The 15517-nt window shown below is 62.5% G+C and carries 15 protein-coding genes; 7 read left to right on the top strand and 8 right to left on the bottom strand.

Annotated features, from left to right (window positions below; translation table 11 throughout):
• Window positions 1-87 precede the first annotated feature (87 nt).
• The 6 genes from ACB033_RS02280 to ACB033_RS02255 form a co-directional block, all read right to left on the bottom strand.
• Window positions 88-864 carry a hypothetical protein gene (locus ACB033_RS02280; protein WP_010634629.1) on the bottom strand — a complete coding sequence of 259 codons (777 nt, stop codon included), beginning with the start codon at window positions 862-864 and terminating at the stop codon, window positions 88-90.
• Window positions 865-976: 112 nt separating this feature from the next.
• Window positions 977-1402 (bottom strand): glutaredoxin-dependent arsenate reductase, encoded by a 426-nt coding sequence (gene arsC, locus ACB033_RS02275; RefSeq protein WP_324044255.1) that lies wholly within the window; start codon window positions 1400-1402, stop codon window positions 977-979.
• Between the two features lie 63 nt (window positions 1403-1465).
• A complete protein-coding gene (arsB, locus tag ACB033_RS02270; protein ID WP_260750705.1) occupies window positions 1466-2530 on the bottom strand; it encodes an ACR3 family arsenite efflux transporter in 1065 nt (354 codons plus the stop codon).
• A 101-nt stretch (window positions 2531-2631) separates the two neighbouring features.
• Entirely contained in the window at window positions 2632-4395 is a 1764-nt protein-coding gene (gene arsA, locus ACB033_RS02265) for an arsenical pump-driving ATPase (protein WP_371140308.1), read from the bottom strand.
• Window positions 4396-4434: 39 nt separating this feature from the next.
• Entirely contained in the window at window positions 4435-4803 is a 369-nt protein-coding gene (gene arsD / locus ACB033_RS02260; RefSeq protein ID WP_371140307.1) for an arsenite efflux transporter metallochaperone ArsD, read from the bottom strand.
• Window positions 4804-4807: 4 nt separating this feature from the next.
• Complete coding sequence (locus ACB033_RS02255; RefSeq protein WP_099358575.1) at window positions 4808-5176, bottom strand: helix-turn-helix transcriptional regulator; 369 nt, start codon at window positions 5174-5176, stop codon at window positions 4808-4810.
• A gap of 192 nt (window positions 5177-5368) precedes the next feature.
• Between ACB033_RS02255 and ACB033_RS02250 the strand changes: the two genes are divergently transcribed.
• Entirely contained in the window at window positions 5369-5677 is a 309-nt protein-coding gene (locus ACB033_RS02250) for a DUF134 domain-containing protein (RefSeq protein WP_026139307.1), read from the top strand.
• On the top strand, window positions 5674-6195 hold the full coding sequence (locus tag ACB033_RS02245; protein ID WP_371140306.1) for a NifB/NifX family molybdenum-iron cluster-binding protein: 522 nt from the start codon (window positions 5674-5676) through the stop codon (window positions 6193-6195). The genes ACB033_RS02250 and ACB033_RS02245 overlap by 4 nt, the downstream gene beginning before the upstream one ends.
• Before the next feature lie 213 nt (window positions 6196-6408).
• Here the strand turns inward: ACB033_RS02245 and ACB033_RS02240 are convergent, their stop codons facing one another.
• A complete protein-coding gene (locus ACB033_RS02240) occupies window positions 6409-7500 on the bottom strand; it encodes an HD-GYP domain-containing protein (protein ID WP_139725475.1) in 1092 nt (363 codons plus the stop codon).
• Between the two features lie 270 nt (window positions 7501-7770).
• Here ACB033_RS02240 and rimO point away from each other — a divergent pair, with 270 nt between their 5' ends.
• The 3 genes from rimO (at window position 7771) to ACB033_RS02225 (ending at window position 11395) form a co-directional block, all read left to right on the top strand.
• Entirely contained in the window at window positions 7771-9099 is a 1329-nt protein-coding gene (gene rimO, locus ACB033_RS02235; RefSeq protein ID WP_139725476.1) for a 30S ribosomal protein S12 methylthiotransferase RimO, read from the top strand.
• 239 nt (window positions 9100-9338) lie between these two features.
• Complete coding sequence (locus ACB033_RS02230; RefSeq protein WP_010634645.1) at window positions 9339-10013, top strand: response regulator transcription factor; 675 nt, start codon at window positions 9339-9341, stop codon at window positions 10011-10013.
• The gene (locus tag ACB033_RS02225; RefSeq protein ID WP_371140305.1) at window positions 10013-11395 is read left to right on the top strand and encodes an ATP-binding protein; all 1383 of its coding nucleotides are present in this window, start codon (window positions 10013-10015) and stop codon (window positions 11393-11395) included. Before ACB033_RS02230 ends, ACB033_RS02225 begins: the two co-directional genes overlap by 1 nt.
• Window positions 11396-11707: 312 nt before the next feature.
• On the opposite strand, the gene glk is transcribed toward ACB033_RS02225, so the two are convergent.
• Window positions 11708-12676 (bottom strand): glucokinase, encoded by a 969-nt coding sequence (glk, locus tag ACB033_RS02220; RefSeq protein ID WP_005298734.1) that lies wholly within the window; start codon window positions 12674-12676, stop codon window positions 11708-11710.
• 346 nt (window positions 12677-13022) lie between these two features.
• Here glk and ACB033_RS02215 point away from each other — a divergent pair, with 346 nt between their 5' ends.
• Both ACB033_RS02215 and pyk read left to right on the top strand, forming a co-directional pair.
• On the top strand, window positions 13023-13880 hold the full coding sequence (locus ACB033_RS02215) for a MurR/RpiR family transcriptional regulator (protein WP_039215309.1): 858 nt from the start codon (window positions 13023-13025) through the stop codon (window positions 13878-13880).
• A 163-nt stretch (window positions 13881-14043) separates the two neighbouring features.
• The gene (pyk, locus tag ACB033_RS02210) at window positions 14044-15483 is read left to right on the top strand and encodes a pyruvate kinase (RefSeq protein WP_005298729.1); all 1440 of its coding nucleotides are present in this window, start codon (window positions 14044-14046) and stop codon (window positions 15481-15483) included.
• Window positions 15484-15517: the final 34 nt, after the last annotated feature.

Raw genomic sequence — 15517 nt, 5'->3', positions numbered from 1 at the left:
CTCTTTTTACTGTAATTCGCACCAATTAAACAGACGGCAATCCGCGCCGTGTGAAGAAAAACTGGCGGGGGCTCACCCTCTGCTCAATCAGCGGGTCAGATCCTTGTCCACCCAGTACTTGGAGCCCGAGATATTGGCGTCCAGCAGCAGCCCCTTCTCGCCGATCTGGTAGATGGCCATGCCGCCGTTGTATTTGGCGGTCAACTCGGCGCTCTCCTTGCCCGCCACGGCACCCACCTCGGAGGTGGCCTCCCAGCCCTGGCTGACGAAGGCATCGAACCTGGCCTTGTCCTCAAACAGGATCACCTGCTGATAGAACTTGCCGCCCAGCCCGGCCGCCAGCCCGGCGCCGAACATCTTCATGTAGGTGTGCTTGCCGGTGGCACGATTGACGGCCACCCCGGCCCCCTGGTTGGTGTGGAGCATCAGGGAGAACTTGCGCGAATCGAACACCGCATAGCCGTATGCCTTGTCAAACAACAGCTTGGCCGAGGGCTGTTCGTTGAACAGCCGCACCAGGGCGGTGTCGGCCATGGTATTGAGGGCAAGACGCGCCTCGTCCGCCGTCTTGGGCTCCAGCATCTCGTCGAGCTTCTTGTCGGCCACCGCCAGCCACTCCTTGCCGGTGGCCACGCTCTTGTCGGTCCAGGCGCCGGCGGTATTGAACGCCTCCGACCCCCACTGGGAGACCGAGGCCCAAGTCGCCTTGGAGAAATCGGTGACGCTCTGCCACGCCTCCTTGCTGGTGTCGCTCACCGCGTTGCCAAGCTCGGTCGCGGCCGCCTTCACCTTGGCCCAGTCGGCCAGACCAGGGGCCGAGGTCAGCGCCAGTGCCGTGGCTATCACCAGGAATCGAATCTTCATGCTGTTTCCCCCGCTGTGATGAGTCGAGGGTCACAGTAGCAGATCCGGCGCCCACCCGGTAAGTGCATCTGCACCGTCCGGGTCAGCCGGTGACGCTCGGCCCCGCTCCCTGTCAACGCAGCCGCTTGCCGTGCTCGTCCACCACCTGCTCGCCATCTTCCTTGGCGAAGGCCCCTTTTTGCTGATCGGGCAATATATCGAGCACCAACTCCGACGGGCGGCACAGTCGGGTGCCAAGGGGGGTGACCACGATGGGACGGTTGATGAGGATGGGGTGGGCCAGCATGGCGTCGATCAGTGCGTCATCGCTGAAGCGATCTTCTGCCAGAGCGAGCGCCTCATAGGGAGGCACGTTCTTGCGCAGCAGCTCGCGCACCGGCATCCCCATGGCGGCGATCAGCGCCACCAGCTCATCGCGTGAGGGGGGCGTCTCCAGATAGTGGATGACGGTCGGCTCGACGCCGCTGTTGCGAATAAGCTCGAGGGTGTTACGGGAGGTGCCGCACTCTGGATTGTGATAGATGGTGATTGCACTCATTGGCATGTCTCTCATGGCTTAAGTGAATAAAAACATTGGATAAAAAGGGTTAGCGGCCATCTGTTAACGGCTTAGCCCCGCTTCGTACCAGGGTTTGCTGGCGTTGACGATGCGCACCACCAGCAGCATGACCGGCACCTCGATCAGCACCCCGACCACGGTGGCGAGCGCCGCGCCGGAGTGGAAGCCGAACAGGCTGATGGCGGCGGCCACCGCCAGCTCGAAGAAGTTGGAGGCGCCGATAAGGGCGGAAGGGCAGGCCACCGAGTGCTGCTCCCCCACCTTGCGGTTGAGCCAGTAAGCCAATCCCGAGTTGAACAGCACCTGGATCAGGATCGGCACCGCCAACAGGGCGATGACCAGCGGCTGCTCGATAATGGCATTGCCCTGAAAGGCGAACAGCAGCACCAGGGTGAGCAACAGGGCCGCCACCGACCAGGGCTGAATGCGGGTCATGACGCCGTCAAAATGGGCCTCTCCCTTTTTCAGCAAAGCCTTGCGCAGCAGCTGGGCGATGATGACCGGAATGACAATGTAGAGCACCACAGAGGTGAGCAGGGTATCCCAAGGCACCACTATGCTGGAGACCCCGAGCAGCAGCGCCACCAGCGGAGCAAAAGCAAACACCATGATGAGGTCGTTCACCGCCACCTGTGACAGGGTGAAGTAGGGATCGCCGTTGGTGAGGCGACTCCAGACAAACACCATGGCGGTGCAGGGGGCCGCTGCCAGCAGGATCAGCCCCGCCACGTAACTGTCGAGCTGATCCACCGGCAGCCAGTCGGCAAACAGCACCCGGATGAAGAGCCAGCCGAGGAAGGCCATGGAGAAGGGCTTGACCAGCCAGTTGATGAAGAGAGTGACCCCAATCCCCTTGAGGTGCCCCCTCACCTGATGCAGGGCGCCAAAGTCTATCTTGAGCAGCATGGGGATGATCATCACCCAGATAAGCAGCCCCACCGGCAGGTTGACCCTGGCCACCTCCATGGCGCCGATGGCCTTGAAGAGTTCCGGCAGGCCCTGCCCTAGCCCAATCCCCACCAGAATGCAGAGGGCCACCCAGGCGGTGAGGTAACGTTCAAAAAAGCCAATCGCCGGTTGGCTCTTGGCATCACAGGTTGCAGACATGAGGGCTCCCGATGCGGTCATCCCGCATCTCTTTCGTTAACGACAAATATCCATCCGCCCCGACCACGCGGCCGGGGCCCTTGTTCAGTGATGCTGACTGCTCAGTGGTGCTGACAGAGGCGGCGCAGGGCATCCGCCCCCACCGGCTCCTCGGCAAGCAGCGGCACCACGGCGTAGCGGCTGGCATGCTGCCGCTCGACCGCCTCGACATGGGGCTGCTGGCGCTCGGCCCGCAGTTGCAACAGCGGCGAGCTGACCGCGGCTTGCTGCAGACTGTGGTTGATGAGCCAGGCCCAGGGCTCGATGCCGGCACGGCGCAGATCGGCCTGCAGATTGGCCGCCTCCTGCACCGGCGTCGGCTCGGGCAGGGTGACGATCAGCACCTTGGTCTGCTTGGGGTCCTGCAACTGCATCATGGGGGTGGTGAAGTGCAGCCCCTTGTTCCCCATCTGACGGGCGATCTCCCTGTGGTAGGCGCCGGTGGCATCGAGCAGCAGCAGGGTGTGGCCGGTGGGGGCGGTATCCATCACCACGAAGCGCTTGCCCGCCTCGCGGATGATGCGTGAGAAGGCCTGAAACACGGCGATCTCCTCGGTACAGGGGGAGCGCAAGTCCTCCTCCAGCAGCGCCCGCCCCTGCTCGTCCAGTGCCGCCCCCTTGCTGGCCAGCACCTGGGCGCGGTAGCGCTCGGTCTCGGCGCGGGGGTCGATGCGGCTCACCTCGAGATGGGGCAGACTGCCTGCCAGCGTCTCGCCGAGGTGCGCGGCCGGATCCGAGGTGGTGAGGTGAACCGGCAGGCCGCGGCTTGCCAGCTCCACCGCCACGGCCGCCGCCAGGGTGGTTTTACCCACCCCGCCCTTGCCCATCAGCATGATGAGGCCGTGACCGTCGGCAGCCAGCTCGTCCACCAGCGAACTCAACTCGGGCTGGACTGGCAGATGGGCTGACGTTGCCAGTGGTGCCTGCTCACCAGCATCCTGTGGTTGCAGCAGCTGGCGCAAACTGTCGAGCCCCACCAGATTGGTGGCCAGCAGCGGCACCTGATCCCGAGCCAGCCCCTTTATTCCCTGCGGCATGTCGGCGAGGGCCTGCTGCTCACGCCGCCAGATGGCCTGCGCCAGCGTGTCACCGGCGATAGCGTCCTCGGGGAAGAGGCCGTTGATCACCAGCTGCTGGTTCGCCAGGCCGATAGCCGCCAGCTCCTCATGGGTGCGGGCCACTTCCCGCAGGGTGGAGTGCTGGGCGCGCGCCACCAGCACCAGCCGGGTACGAGCGTCGTCGGCCAGCGCTGCGACGGCCTCGGCATACTGGCTGCGCTGTTTCTCCAGCCCCGCCAGCGGGCCGAGGCAGGAGGCATCCCCCTTGCCCTGCGCCAGAAATTCGCTCCAGGCCCCCGGCAGCTGCAACAGGCGAATGGTGTGACCGGTAGGGGCTGTGTCGAAGAGGATATGGTCGTACTCCGAGCGCAGCGCCGGGTCGGTCAGCAGGGCGGTGAACTCGTCAAAGGCGGCGATCTCGGTGGTGCAGGCGCCGGAGAGCTGCTCCTCGATGCTGCGCACCACGCGCTCGGGCAATTTGCCGCGCACCGGCCCGACGATCCGCTCCCGATAGGCTTTGGCCGCCGCGGGGGGATCTATCTCCAGCGCCGACAAACCGGGCACGGCAGCGATGGCGGTGATGCGATTGCCGATGTCGGTGGCAAACACCTGCCCCACGTTGGAGGCGGGATCCGTACTCACCAGCAGCACCCGCTTGCCGGCGTCACAGAGGGCCACCGCACTGGCGCAGGCCAGCGAGGTCTTGCCCACCCCGCCCTTGCCGGTGAAGAAGAGAAACGGCGGCGGATTGGTCAGAAAGTGATACATAGCCTCTCCCTTTACGACATGGTTTGGAATATCAATGTCTTAGCAGCAACCACTGCCAGGACGGCAGGCCGCTTTCGCTATGCCCTTGATGGTGGCCTGCGGCACGGGCAGTCCGGCATAGCGGGCCAGCTCGCCACGGCTCGGATAGCGGCCGGTCAGCACCACCTGACCCTCCACCAGCACCAGCGGCAGCCCCTCCTCCCCGGCGTGGGTCAGAAAGGCGCTGACCGCAGGTGTCTCGGCAAACTGCAGCGGCTGCTGGGCCAGATTGAAACGCTCGATGGCAACGCCCTGCTCCCTGGCCCAGGCCAGATCGGCGGCAAAGGTGACCAGCGCCTGATCGACCTCGGTGCCGCAGACGCCGCTGGCGCAGCAGAGGGCGGGGTCGAAAATCTGAATGACTGACATGGCATTACTCCTTGTGGCAGCAGGGCTGCACAGGCAGCACATGGGGTGAGCAAGTGGACTCGGCGCGCATCATGCCGCACGCCTCCGGATGGCCGGCGCAACACTCCTCGGTGAGATAGCCGATAAGGTCCAGCATCAAGGGGATATTGGCGCGGTAGCGCAGGAAGCGCCCCTCCTGCTCCACCGACAAGAGGCCGGCATTGAGCATCGCCTTGAGATGAAACGACAGGGTGTTGGGGGCGATGTCGAGCTCGCCGGCCAGCTCGCCCGCGACCCGCCCATCCAGTCCCGCCTTGACCAGCAGCCGCCACACATCGAGCCGGATCCCGGATGCCAGCGATTCAAAGACCTTGGTGGCCGTCTCTTTGTTCATGTTTGTCTCTCGTTGGATGCGCCTTTATTTCAACTATACAAGAATCATTGAAATGATCAAGTTGCCGCCAGCTCTGCTCGTAAAGCCGCAACCTCCCTCTCAACAAGATCATGCCTTTCAATTACATTTTTCTTTAATTTGCATATGCCATTTATGCGGCGTATATGTGGCATATGCAAATTAGGAGTCGTTATGCCGAGACCAAAAATAGCCCGTCGTATCTGCGGGCGCCCCGCCAACAGCTGCTTCAAGCCCAATGGTGTCCCCATGCATGAACTGGAGCAGGTGGCCCTCGCCGCCGATGAGTTTGAGGCGCTGCGCCTGGTGGATCTGGAGGGCATGCAGCAACAGGAGGCCGCCCGCCTCATGGGCGTTTCTCGCCAGACCTTGGCCAATACCCTCAAGCGCGCCCGCTACAAGGTGGTGGAGTGCCTGAGCTTAGGTAAGGCCCTGTTGATGCAACCCGACGTCCCGCAACCCGGTGGAGAAACCGCGCAATGAACCAGAACGTGAATACAGCAGCCGTGCCAGGCAACCATGCCATCCTGTTGAGCCGGGGCCAGCCATCCGCCCACGTCAGCCGGGCTGAGCAGCTGCAGATTGTCAGCCCAGCCGGCGAGGTGCTCGCGACCATGTCCAACCCGGCCAACGGCGAGGGTTGCCGTGGCAAACAGGCCCTGCTGGCGACGCTACAGGCCCATGCCGTCACTCAGGTGCTGGTGCGAAACATCGGTGAGCACATGCTGGGCCGACTGCTCGATGCCGGGATATCGGTATGGCAGTACCGCTCGGAGCACCTTGATCTGTCTGCTGCCCACCTTCAGCCGCTGACCGACGCCAGCCAGGCCAGTCCGTCACGCCGCAAGGCCAGCAAGGCCGGGGAGCTTGTCAAGGGGATCCGGCCATCCTGCAACGGCCGCAAGGGGGAACAGATCGGTAGGGAAAATGGTTGTCACCAGGCAGAGCAGTGCGGCTGCAATCATCAACAGGGGGACAAATCATGTCACACCTGCTGCTGAGCATGCTGGCCTCCTTCGCATTGATCCTGGCCATGAGCGCCCTGCTCTGGTGGCGCCAAACCCGGCTAGCGGCAGAGCGCCAGGGCACTAGCGACCGGCCTTGTGGCTGCGCAAGCGCTTGCTCCGAGCATCTCTATCAAATTGCAGAGCCCGCCCCCAGGCATTCACCCCGGTAGGTAAGCCGACCCTAGCACCGAGAGCGTGAACGAGAGGTCAAGTTATGGCCGGATCCCGATACTGCTGATGGATGGCGCGAAACGCCTCCTTGCTGCGCAACGCCGACGCGACACAGACGGGGTCGAACTGACTGCCTGCATGGGTCTTGAGGTACTCGAAGGCCGTCTCGAACGGCCAGGCCTGCTTGTAGGGACGCTCGCTGGTGAGCGCGTCGAACACATCCGCCACCGTGACGATGCGGGCCTCCAGCGGGATCGCCTGCCCCGCCAGCCCCTCCGGGTAGCCCTGGCCGTCGAAACGCTCATGATGGTAGGCAATGATGTTCTTGAGCATGTCGGTGTGATGGATGCCGTCCAGACCAAACTCCTTGATCATCAGGGCGATCATCTCCCGTCCCTTGAGCGGGTGGATCTTCATCACCGCGTACTCCTCCGGGGTCAGCTTGCCCGGTTTGAGCAGGATGGCGTCCGGCACCGCAATCTTGCCGATGTCGTGCAGCTCGGAGAAGAGATGGATGAACTCCACCTCCTCGTCGTTGAGGGGGTAATGGGCTGCCACCTCGCGGGCGATGAGCCGTGAATAGGCTGACATGCGGTGCAGATGGTTGGCGGTCTCCTCGTCCCGGTAGCGGCTGAACTCCCGCGCCGTGGTCAGCGCCCCGTTCAGGGTCTGGATGGAGAAGAACTCAACGGCGATGATGGCTGCCAGGATCTGGGCATAAGCCGCCAGCTCACCGCGAATGGCTGCATCGAAGTAGCCGGGCTCCCTGGCATCGCAAAACAGAAAACCGAACAGCCGGCTGTTGAACAGCAGCGGCTCGGTGTAACTCGACTCATAGCCGGCCGCCAGCAGCTTGCGGCTGTGCTCGGCGGGGGACCCCTGCAGCGAGCCCAGGGTATCGAGCACCCTGGGTTGCTGGCGCTCGGCCAGATAGCGCAGGGAGGGCACCTCGCTCAGCTTCACCTCGTACTGCAACAGCGGCGAGCCCCCCTCCGTGCTGTGGGCAAAGGTCTTGAGCTTGTCCGTCTGCTGGTCATAGATGGCGACCGCAACCCGGCTCAACTTGTCAAACCGCTGTCTGAGCGTGGCGTGCACGTTCTGCACTTTTTCGCCAAATGAACTCTCCATCCCGCACGTCCTTCTGCTATTCCTGCAGGGAGTATAGTGACCCCTGTTTTTACTCTCCTGCCAAATTGACTCAAGCGTCAGCAACAAACATCAGGGCCCAGCTGACCGGCCGGCAAGGCCTGTTGCCACCATGGTTTTCTCCTTTGACGGCCCATTGTGGCCCGGGCAAAGAGATTGTTCGCTTCCGGCGTGCCGGCTGTATAGTTTTTGGTTAGCCATTCCGGTAAAATCCGCGCCCTAAAACTAGAGCCACCTAAGAGTGATTGAGCGATGTCCAACACAAAACAGGCCCCCAAAGTAGGATTCGTCTCCTTGGGTTGCCCCAAAAACCTGGTCGATTCCGAGCGCATCCTGACCCAGCTGCGTACCGAAGGGTACGACGTGGTGCCCAGCTATGACGATGCGGAGCTGGTGGTGGTCAACACCTGCGGCTTCATCGACAGCGCGGTGCAGGAGTCGCTGGAAGCCATCGGCGAAGCCCTGGCCGAAAACGGCAAGGTGATCGTCACCGGCTGCCTGGGCGCCAAAGAGAACCAGATCCGCGAGATCCACCCCAAGGTGCTCGAGATCACCGGCCCCCACGCCTATGAAGAGGTGCTCGGCCACGTCCACAAATACGTGGAGAAGCCGACCCACAACCCCTTCACCAGCCTGGTGCCGGCCCAGGGTGTCAAGCTGACCCCCCGTCACTACGCCTATCTGAAGATTTCCGAAGGCTGCAACCACCGCTGCACCTTCTGCATCATCCCCTCCATGCGCGGGGATCTGGTGAGCCGCCCCATCGGCGAGGTACTGGCCGAGGCCAAGCGCCTGAAAGAGGCCGGCGTGAAGGAGATCCTGGTGATCTCCCAGGACACCTCCGCCTACGGCGTCGACGTCAAGCACCGTACCGGCTTCTACGACGGCATGCCGGTCAAGACCAGCATGGTGGCCCTGTGCGAAGAGCTGGCCAAGCTCGGCATGTGGGTGCGCCTGCACTACGTCTACCCCTACCCGCACGTGGATGACGTCATCCCGCTGATGCGCGATGGCAAGGTACTTCCCTACCTCGACATCCCGCTGCAGCACGCCAGCCCGCGCATCCTGAAACTGATGAAGCGCCCGGGCACCGTCGAGCGCACCCTGGAGCGGATCCAGAAGTGGCGCGAGATCTGCCCCGAGATCACCCTGCGCTCCACCTTCATCGTCGGCTTCCCCGGCGAGACCGAAGAAGAGTTCCAGATGCTGCTGGACTTCATCGACAAGGCGGAGCTGGATCGGGTCGGCTGCTTCAAATACAGCCCGGTCGAGGGCGCCAAGGCCAACGAACTGCCGGATCCGGTGCCGGAAGCAGTGCAGGAAGAGCGTTTCCAGCGCTTCATGGAGCTGCAACAGCAGGTCTCCATCCGCAAGCTGGCCCGCAAGGTTGGCAAGGAGATGCTGGTGCTGATCGACGAGGTGGACGAAGAGGGTGCCACCGGCCGCTCCGCCGCCGATGCCCCCGAGATCGACGGCCTGGTCTACCTGAACGGTGAAACCGGCCTCAAGCCCGGCGACATGGTCAAGGTCCGCATCGACGAAGCGGACGAGTACGACCTGTGGGCCAGTCTCATCGACTGATCCCCGATAAGCGCCAATAAAAAGCCAGTCAGCCCCTGACTGGCTTTTTTGTTGGTGCAATGCAAGGAAAAAAAGTGTTCAACCATGATTGCTCGAAGCGTCTGCGCATGGTCTGGAGGCATATAACCAATGGCGGGCTGATTCAGTCCCGATACAGGCGGGGCTGTTAGGATCCGGATTGACTCTCCCCGTCATAAGCCCTCTAATTGACAGCCTGGATCCCCATGATCGCGCACCTTATGAAAATTTTGTTGGTCGAAGACGACAAGCTGCTCAATCACCACCTCACCACCCTGCTGACCGAAGCCCAGAATCAGGTCCACAGCACCGAGAGCGCCCAGGTGGCGCTCCATTACGCCGCTGACTACCCCATCGACGTGGCCATCATCGATCTGGGCCTGCCGGACATGGACGGTCTGCAGCTCATCCGCCAGTTGCGCGAGCAGCAGATCCCCTTCCCCATCATCGTATTGACCGCCCGTGGCAACTGGCAGGACAAAGTAGAGGGGCTGGAAGCGGGGGCGGATGACTACCTGGTCAAGCCGTTCCAGAAGGACGAGCTGCTGGCCCGCCTCAACGCCCTGGTGCGCCGCAGCGCCGGTTTCATCTCTCCCAGGGTCAAGGCTGGCGACTACGAGCTGGATCTCTCCCGCAAGGAGCTGACCATCGCCGGAACACCGGTGGTGCTCACCAGCTTTGAGTACCTGATCCTCGAATACCTGATGCGCAACGCCCGCCAGGTGGTCTCCAAGCAGCAGCTGCTGGATCAGCTCTACGGCGACGGCGAGGGGGACCCCAACACCATAGAGGTGATGGTGAGCCGGCTGCGCAAGAAGCTGGATCCGGAGGGGCTCATCCAGCCCATCTCCACCATCCGCCGCCAGGGCTACATCTTCAATCTGTCGTGCAGCTGATGGGTTTTCGTCTGCCGCGCCCCATGCGCTTCATCCGCCGCTCGCTGCACATCAAGCTGATGCTGAGCGCCATGCTGGTCATCGCGCTCATCATGTCCTTCTCGGTCTACATCCTCTATCTGGGCCACACCGATGAGCAGGCCCAGAAGGCCAGCACCCGCATGCAGGAGAACCTCTCCAAGCTGTTCTCCTCCAAGATGCCGGACGCCCAGGCCAGCACGGATCTGGGCCGGCTCACTCCGGATGCCATCGACCCCAACCTGGACACCCTGATCTGCCGGGCCGATGGCCAGCTGAGCTGGTCCAGCCTGCACATGCCGGAGGTGATCCAGGTCAAGGACTCCATCTGCGACGATCTGATGAAGTACCTGGGCGGGCTGGATCAGGACTACTTCTTCAAGCGCCTCACCATCAAGAATGGCGAGAGCTACTTCATCTACAGCCTGCGCTTCTTGCGCAACCACGGTGACGGCCCCACCACCTATTACGTGGTGATGGTCGATTCCGCCAAGCGCTACCTGCTGCAGACCCGCGACTACCTCTACCAGTGCATCCGCCAGGCCCTGCTCGCCTACGCCCTGCTCGGCGCTCTGCTGCTGCTCACCAGCTTCTGGAGCCTGGGCTCCCTGCGCACCATGGCGCGCCAGATCGACGAGATCCGGGCCGGTAAGCGGGAGGCGCTCTCCAACGACTATGAGCGGGAGCTGACGCCGCTGACCGAGTCGGTCAACCAGCTGCTGGAGAACGAGCGCCAGCAGACCCAGCGCTACCAGCATGCCCTCAACGACCTGGCCCACAGTCTGAAAACCCGGCTGGCGCTGATCCAGATGACGGCGCAGGAGGTCAAGCTCGGGCGCGACATTCACGACAACATCAATGAGCAGATCCTGACCATGGATCAGATCATCCAGTACCAGCTGCGCCGCGCCGTCACCGGCCGCAAGCGCCTCGCCAGCAAGGGGACCGAGCCGGTGCCGCTCATCGAGAAGCTGCTGGCCAGCCTCGCCAAGGTCTATCGCCACAAGAAGCTGCAGACCCGCTTCAAGTTCGACGACGACGTCTTCTTCGCCGGCGAACAGGGGGACCTGATGGAGCTGATGGGCAACCTGCTCGACAACGCCTTCAAGTTCGCCATCAGCGAGATCAAGGTGACGGTGAGCCGCCGGCTCGACCGGCTGCGGATCGAGATCGAGGACGACGGCCCTGGCATCGACCCGGGCAAGTCACAGCAGATCTTCCAGCGCGGGGGGCGCGCCGACAGCTCCCCCGGTCAGGGGATCGGGCTGGCGGTGGTCACCGAAATCGTGCACAGCTACGGCGGCCAGATCATGGTGGACGAGTCCCCGCTCGGCGGCGCTCGCTTCACCCTCGACCTGCCCTGAGGCCATCTCTGCCCACCCAGTGCGCCTGCCAACCGGCAGGCGCACTGCATTGTGGCCCCGCCACCTCACACAGACCCGGCTGATGCCATCGCCAGCAAAACAGGCCGGCAGTAAATGGCGGGCATAAAAAAACCGGCCGCAAGGGCCGGTGAAACAGTTCAGGCTTGTCAGGTGACAAACGCACCCAGCGGATGAAGAGAAGTCCCAATTCCTTATGGCGCCCTCTCTTCTTGAGTACGTAGGGACACTCTACGCCATGGTCACTGAATCAAGGCTGAACCATGGCCATTGCGTCACCCGCCCTGTCGTTGCTTACAACTTGATGCCCAGCGACTGGCGCAGATAGGCACCGGCACCGAGCAGGCCCGGCCCTTCATGGGTGATGAGGAAGACGGGAATATCCTTGAGATAGGATTTGAAACGCCCCTTGTCTTCGAAGGCCACCCGAAAACCCGAGCCGATGAAAAACTCCTGGAAGCGCGGCACTATGCCACCGGCGATGTAGACGCCGCCGAAGGTGCCCATGTTGAGCGCCAGGTTGCCGGCAAAGCGACCCATCAGCACGCAGAACAGGCTCAAGGTACGGCGGCAGTCCAGGCACTCGCCCGCCAGCGCGCGCTCGGTGATGTCCTTGGGTTCGAACGCCTGCGGCTCGCGGCCGTCGGATTTCACCAGACCACGGTAGATGTTGACCAGGCCGGGGCCGGAGAGCAGCCGCTCGGCCGAGACGTGACCCAGCTCGGCGCGCATCACCTGCAGCACCGCATCCTCCTCTTCGCTGTTGGCGGCAAAGTCCACGTGACCGCCTTCGCCCGGCAGGCTCAGCCACTGCTCACCCGCCTGCACCAGGTGGGCGACGCCAAGACCGGTGCCGGCCCCGTAGATGGCGATGGGCTTGCCGGCCACGGGGGCCGCGCCACCCAGCTGGATGCGATCGCTTTCCCCCAGCACGGGCACCGCCATGGAGACGGCGGTAAAATCGTTGATCACCTGCAGCCGGGTCAGCCCCAGATTGGCCTGCATCTCGCTGATAGAGAACTCCCAGCTGTGGTTGGTCATGGCGACCCAGTCGCCGTTGATGGGGCAGGCGATGGCGATGCAGGCTTCACCCACCTGCACCTTGTGCTCATCCAGATAGAGGCGAACCACGGCTTCGAGAGTGGGATGGGCCAGCCCGGAATAGGTCTTGGCCTGGGAAATGGTGCCGGTTGCCAGCTCGCACAGGGCCAACCGGGCATTGGTGCCGCCTACGTCGCCGACCAGCGCATGGGTATGCTGCATAAAACAACTCCTTCGTTACTGGGGTCGGGGCGGCCGTTACCGTCCCGCACTTATTATTTGGTGCCAATTCTACCCGAGCCCCTCCCCTTGCGGCGCGTTTGATGGGTGCAACTGTGCGCCCGCTCACAGTGTTGTTGCTTTGCAACATTTGTAAGCGCTTTCACGGAATGACTGGAAGTTTGTAACCAAAACAACGAAATAATTAGACATGAGTCATACTTTGCAGGGCCGAGATTAGTTTCGATAAGAGCTTGTCTTGTATAGTCATCAAGTTGATTGGAAACCTGCTTAGCCATGAATTTAGTGCAAAGACACTGAAGCTAAATTACAAAAACGCCTGGTGGTGATGATGAATACCCTTGATAAAATTACTAATAATTTGGAAAGTTTCAGTAAATCAGAGCGTAAAGTCGCCGAGGTCATCCTGGCCTCCCCACAGACGGCCATCCACTCCAGTATCGCCACCCTCGCCAAGATGGCTGACGTCAGTGAACCGACCGTCAACCGTTTCTGTCGCCGGCTCGATACCAAGGGCTTTCCCGATTTCAAACTGCATCTGGCCCAGAGCCTGGCCAACGGCACGCCCTATGTGAACCGCCACGTGGAGGCAGAAGACGGGCCCGATACCTATACCGCCAAGATCTTCGAATCCACCATGGCCTGCCTCGATGCCGCCAAGAATAGCCTGGACATCTCGGCCATCAATCGCTGCGTCGACATCCTGACCCAGTCCAAGAAGATCAGCTTCTTCGGCCTTGGGGCCTCCTCCGCCGTCGCCCGCGATGCCCAGAACAAGTTCTTCCGCTTCAACATCCCGGTGGTGAGCTTCGACGACATCGTCATGATGCGCATGAGCTGCATCAACAGCAGCGAAGGGGACGTGGTGGTGCTCATCTCCCACACCGGCCGCACCAAGGCGCTGGTGGAGATTGCCGCGCTGGCCCGTGAAAACGACGCAACCGTCATCGGCATGACCGCCAAGGACTCCCCGCTGGCGCGCGAGTGCAACCTGGTGCTCTCCATGGACGTGCCGGAAGACACCGATGTCTACATGCCGATGGCTTCGCGCATCGCCCAGCTCGCCCTGGTGGACGTGCTGGCAACCGGTTTCACCCTGCGCCGCGGCATGAAATTTCGCGAAAACCTGAAGAAAGTCAAAGAAGGTTTGCGCGAATCCCGCTTTGATACACCCCACTCTTCGTGAACAACGGGGGCCCCGGCCCCCGGCTGTCTCTGCCACCTTCCTTGGTGTAGTATTGTAATTTAGTAACAAAAGCCACCCAGATGGCTTGCAAGCGGGTGCAATGGGTCATGCGCTTGACGGGGCAGTATCTCAAGTCATATCAACTTCAAAACTGGAGTCTTTCATGCCAAGACGTACAAAGATTGTAACCACACTCGGTCCGGCCACCGATCGCGAAGGGATCCTCGAGGGGATCATCCGTGCCGGTGCCGACATGGTGCGGATGAACTTCTCCCACGGCACTGCTGAAGACCACATCCTGCGCGCCAACCAGGTGCGTGACATCGCCGCCAAGCTGGGCCGTCACGTCGCCATCATGGGCGACCTGCAGGGCCCCAAGATCCGCGTTTCCACCTTCAAGGACGGCAAGATCTATCTGGCCATCGGCGACAAGTTCATCCTCGACGCCGCCCTCGGCAAGGGTGAAGGCTGCCAGGAGCAGGTCGGCATCGACTACAAGAGCCTGCCCAATGACGTGGTGCCCGGCGACATCCTGCTGCTGGACGACGGCCGCGTGCAACTGAAAGTGGAGCAGGTCGAAGGCACCCGCATCCACACCACGGTCACCGTGGCCGGTCCGCTCTCCAACAACAAGGGCATCAACAAGAAGGGTGGCGGCCTCTCCGCCCCGGCCCTGACCGAGAAGGACAAGGAAGACATCAAGACCGCCGCCCGCATGAACGTGGACTACCTGGCCGTCTCCTTCCCCCGTTGCGGCGATGACCTGCGCTACGCCCGCGAGCTGGCCCGCGAAGCCGGCTCCAACGCCAAGATCGTGGCCAAGGTCGAGCGCGCCGAAACCGTCGCCACCGACGAGGCGATGGAAGACATCATCCTCGGCTCCGATGCCGTCATGGTGGCCCGTGGTGACCTTGGCGTCGAAATCGGCGATCCCGAGCTGGTCGGCGTGCAGAAGAAGCTCATTCGCCACTCCCGTCGCCTGAACCGGGTGGTCATCACCGCGACCCAGATGATGGAGTCGATGATCAACGCGCCGCTGCCGACCCGTGCCGAAGTGATGGACGTGGCCAACGCCGTGCTGGACGGGACCGATGCTGTGATGCTCTCCGCCGAGACCGCCGCCGGCCAGTTCCCCATCGAGACCGTTACCTCCATGGCCAGCGTCTGCGTGGGCGCCGAGAAGCACCCGAGCCTGAACGTCTCCAACCACCGCATGAGCTATACCTTCACCTCGGTGGAAGAGGCGGTCGCCATGTCCACCATGTATGCGGCCAACCACCTGGAAGGGGTCAAGGCAATCGTGGCGCTGACCGAGTCGGGCACCACCCCGCTGCTGATGTCCCGCATCAGCTCCGGCCTGCCGATCTTCGCCCTGTCGCCGCACAACAAGACCCTGGCCTGGACCAACCTCTACCGTGGCGTCACTCCGGTGCTGTTTGACGGCGACGAGACCAAGCCGGTCTACGAAGTGTGCCGCGACGCGCTGGACGTGCTCAAGGCCAAGGGGCTGCTGCAAAGCGGCGACATGGTGTTGCTCACCCACGGCGACAAGATGGAAACCGTCGGCAGCACCAACACCTGCAAGGTGATGATGGTCGAGTAATCGCCCCTCCTGTCTGCAACAAAAACGGCTCCCG

The sequence above is a fragment of the Aeromonas sp. S15(2024) genome (assembly GCF_041402265.1).
GTDB lineage: Bacteria > Pseudomonadota > Gammaproteobacteria > Enterobacterales > Aeromonadaceae > Aeromonas > Aeromonas dhakensis.
Note: the sequence above shows the minus strand (reverse complement) of the source record. Positions and strands in the feature narration are given on the sequence as shown.

Bases quoted from the DNA above. Each gene is read 5' to 3' on its own strand.
- ACB033_RS02280 (WP_010634629.1), bottom strand. From the start codon at position 864: ATGAAGATTCGATTCCTGGTGATAGCCACGGCACTGGCGCTGACCTCG.
- arsC (WP_324044255.1), bottom strand. From the start codon at position 1,402: ATGAGTGCAATCACCATCTATCACAATCCAGAGTGCGGCACCTCCCGT.
- arsB (WP_260750705.1), bottom strand. From the start codon at position 2,530: ATGTCTGCAACCTGTGATGCCAAGAGCCAACCGGCGATTGGCTTTTTT.
- arsA (WP_371140308.1), bottom strand. From the start codon at position 4,395: ATGTATCACTTTCTGACCAATCCGCCGCCGTTTCTCTTCTTCACCGGC.
- arsD (WP_371140307.1), bottom strand. From the start codon at position 4,803: ATGTCAGTCATTCAGATTTTCGACCCCGCCCTCTGCTGCGCCAGCGGC.
- ACB033_RS02255 (WP_099358575.1), bottom strand. From the start codon at position 5,176: ATGAACAAAGAGACGGCCACCAAGGTCTTTGAATCGCTGGCATCCGGG.
- ACB033_RS02250 (WP_026139307.1), top strand. From the start codon at position 5,369: ATGCCGAGACCAAAAATAGCCCGTCGTATCTGCGGGCGCCCCGCCAAC.
- ACB033_RS02245 (WP_371140306.1), top strand. From the start codon at position 5,674: ATGAACCAGAACGTGAATACAGCAGCCGTGCCAGGCAACCATGCCATC.
- ACB033_RS02240 (WP_139725475.1), bottom strand. From the start codon at position 7,500: ATGGAGAGTTCATTTGGCGAAAAAGTGCAGAACGTGCACGCCACGCTC.
- rimO (WP_139725476.1), top strand. From the start codon at position 7,771: ATGTCCAACACAAAACAGGCCCCCAAAGTAGGATTCGTCTCCTTGGGT.
- ACB033_RS02230 (WP_010634645.1), top strand. From the start codon at position 9,339: ATGAAAATTTTGTTGGTCGAAGACGACAAGCTGCTCAATCACCACCTC.
- ACB033_RS02225 (WP_371140305.1), top strand. From the start codon at position 10,013: ATGGGTTTTCGTCTGCCGCGCCCCATGCGCTTCATCCGCCGCTCGCTG.
- glk (WP_005298734.1), bottom strand. From the start codon at position 12,676: ATGCAGCATACCCATGCGCTGGTCGGCGACGTAGGCGGCACCAATGCC.
- ACB033_RS02215 (WP_039215309.1), top strand. From the start codon at position 13,023: ATGATGAATACCCTTGATAAAATTACTAATAATTTGGAAAGTTTCAGT.
- pyk (WP_005298729.1), top strand. From the start codon at position 14,044: ATGCCAAGACGTACAAAGATTGTAACCACACTCGGTCCGGCCACCGAT.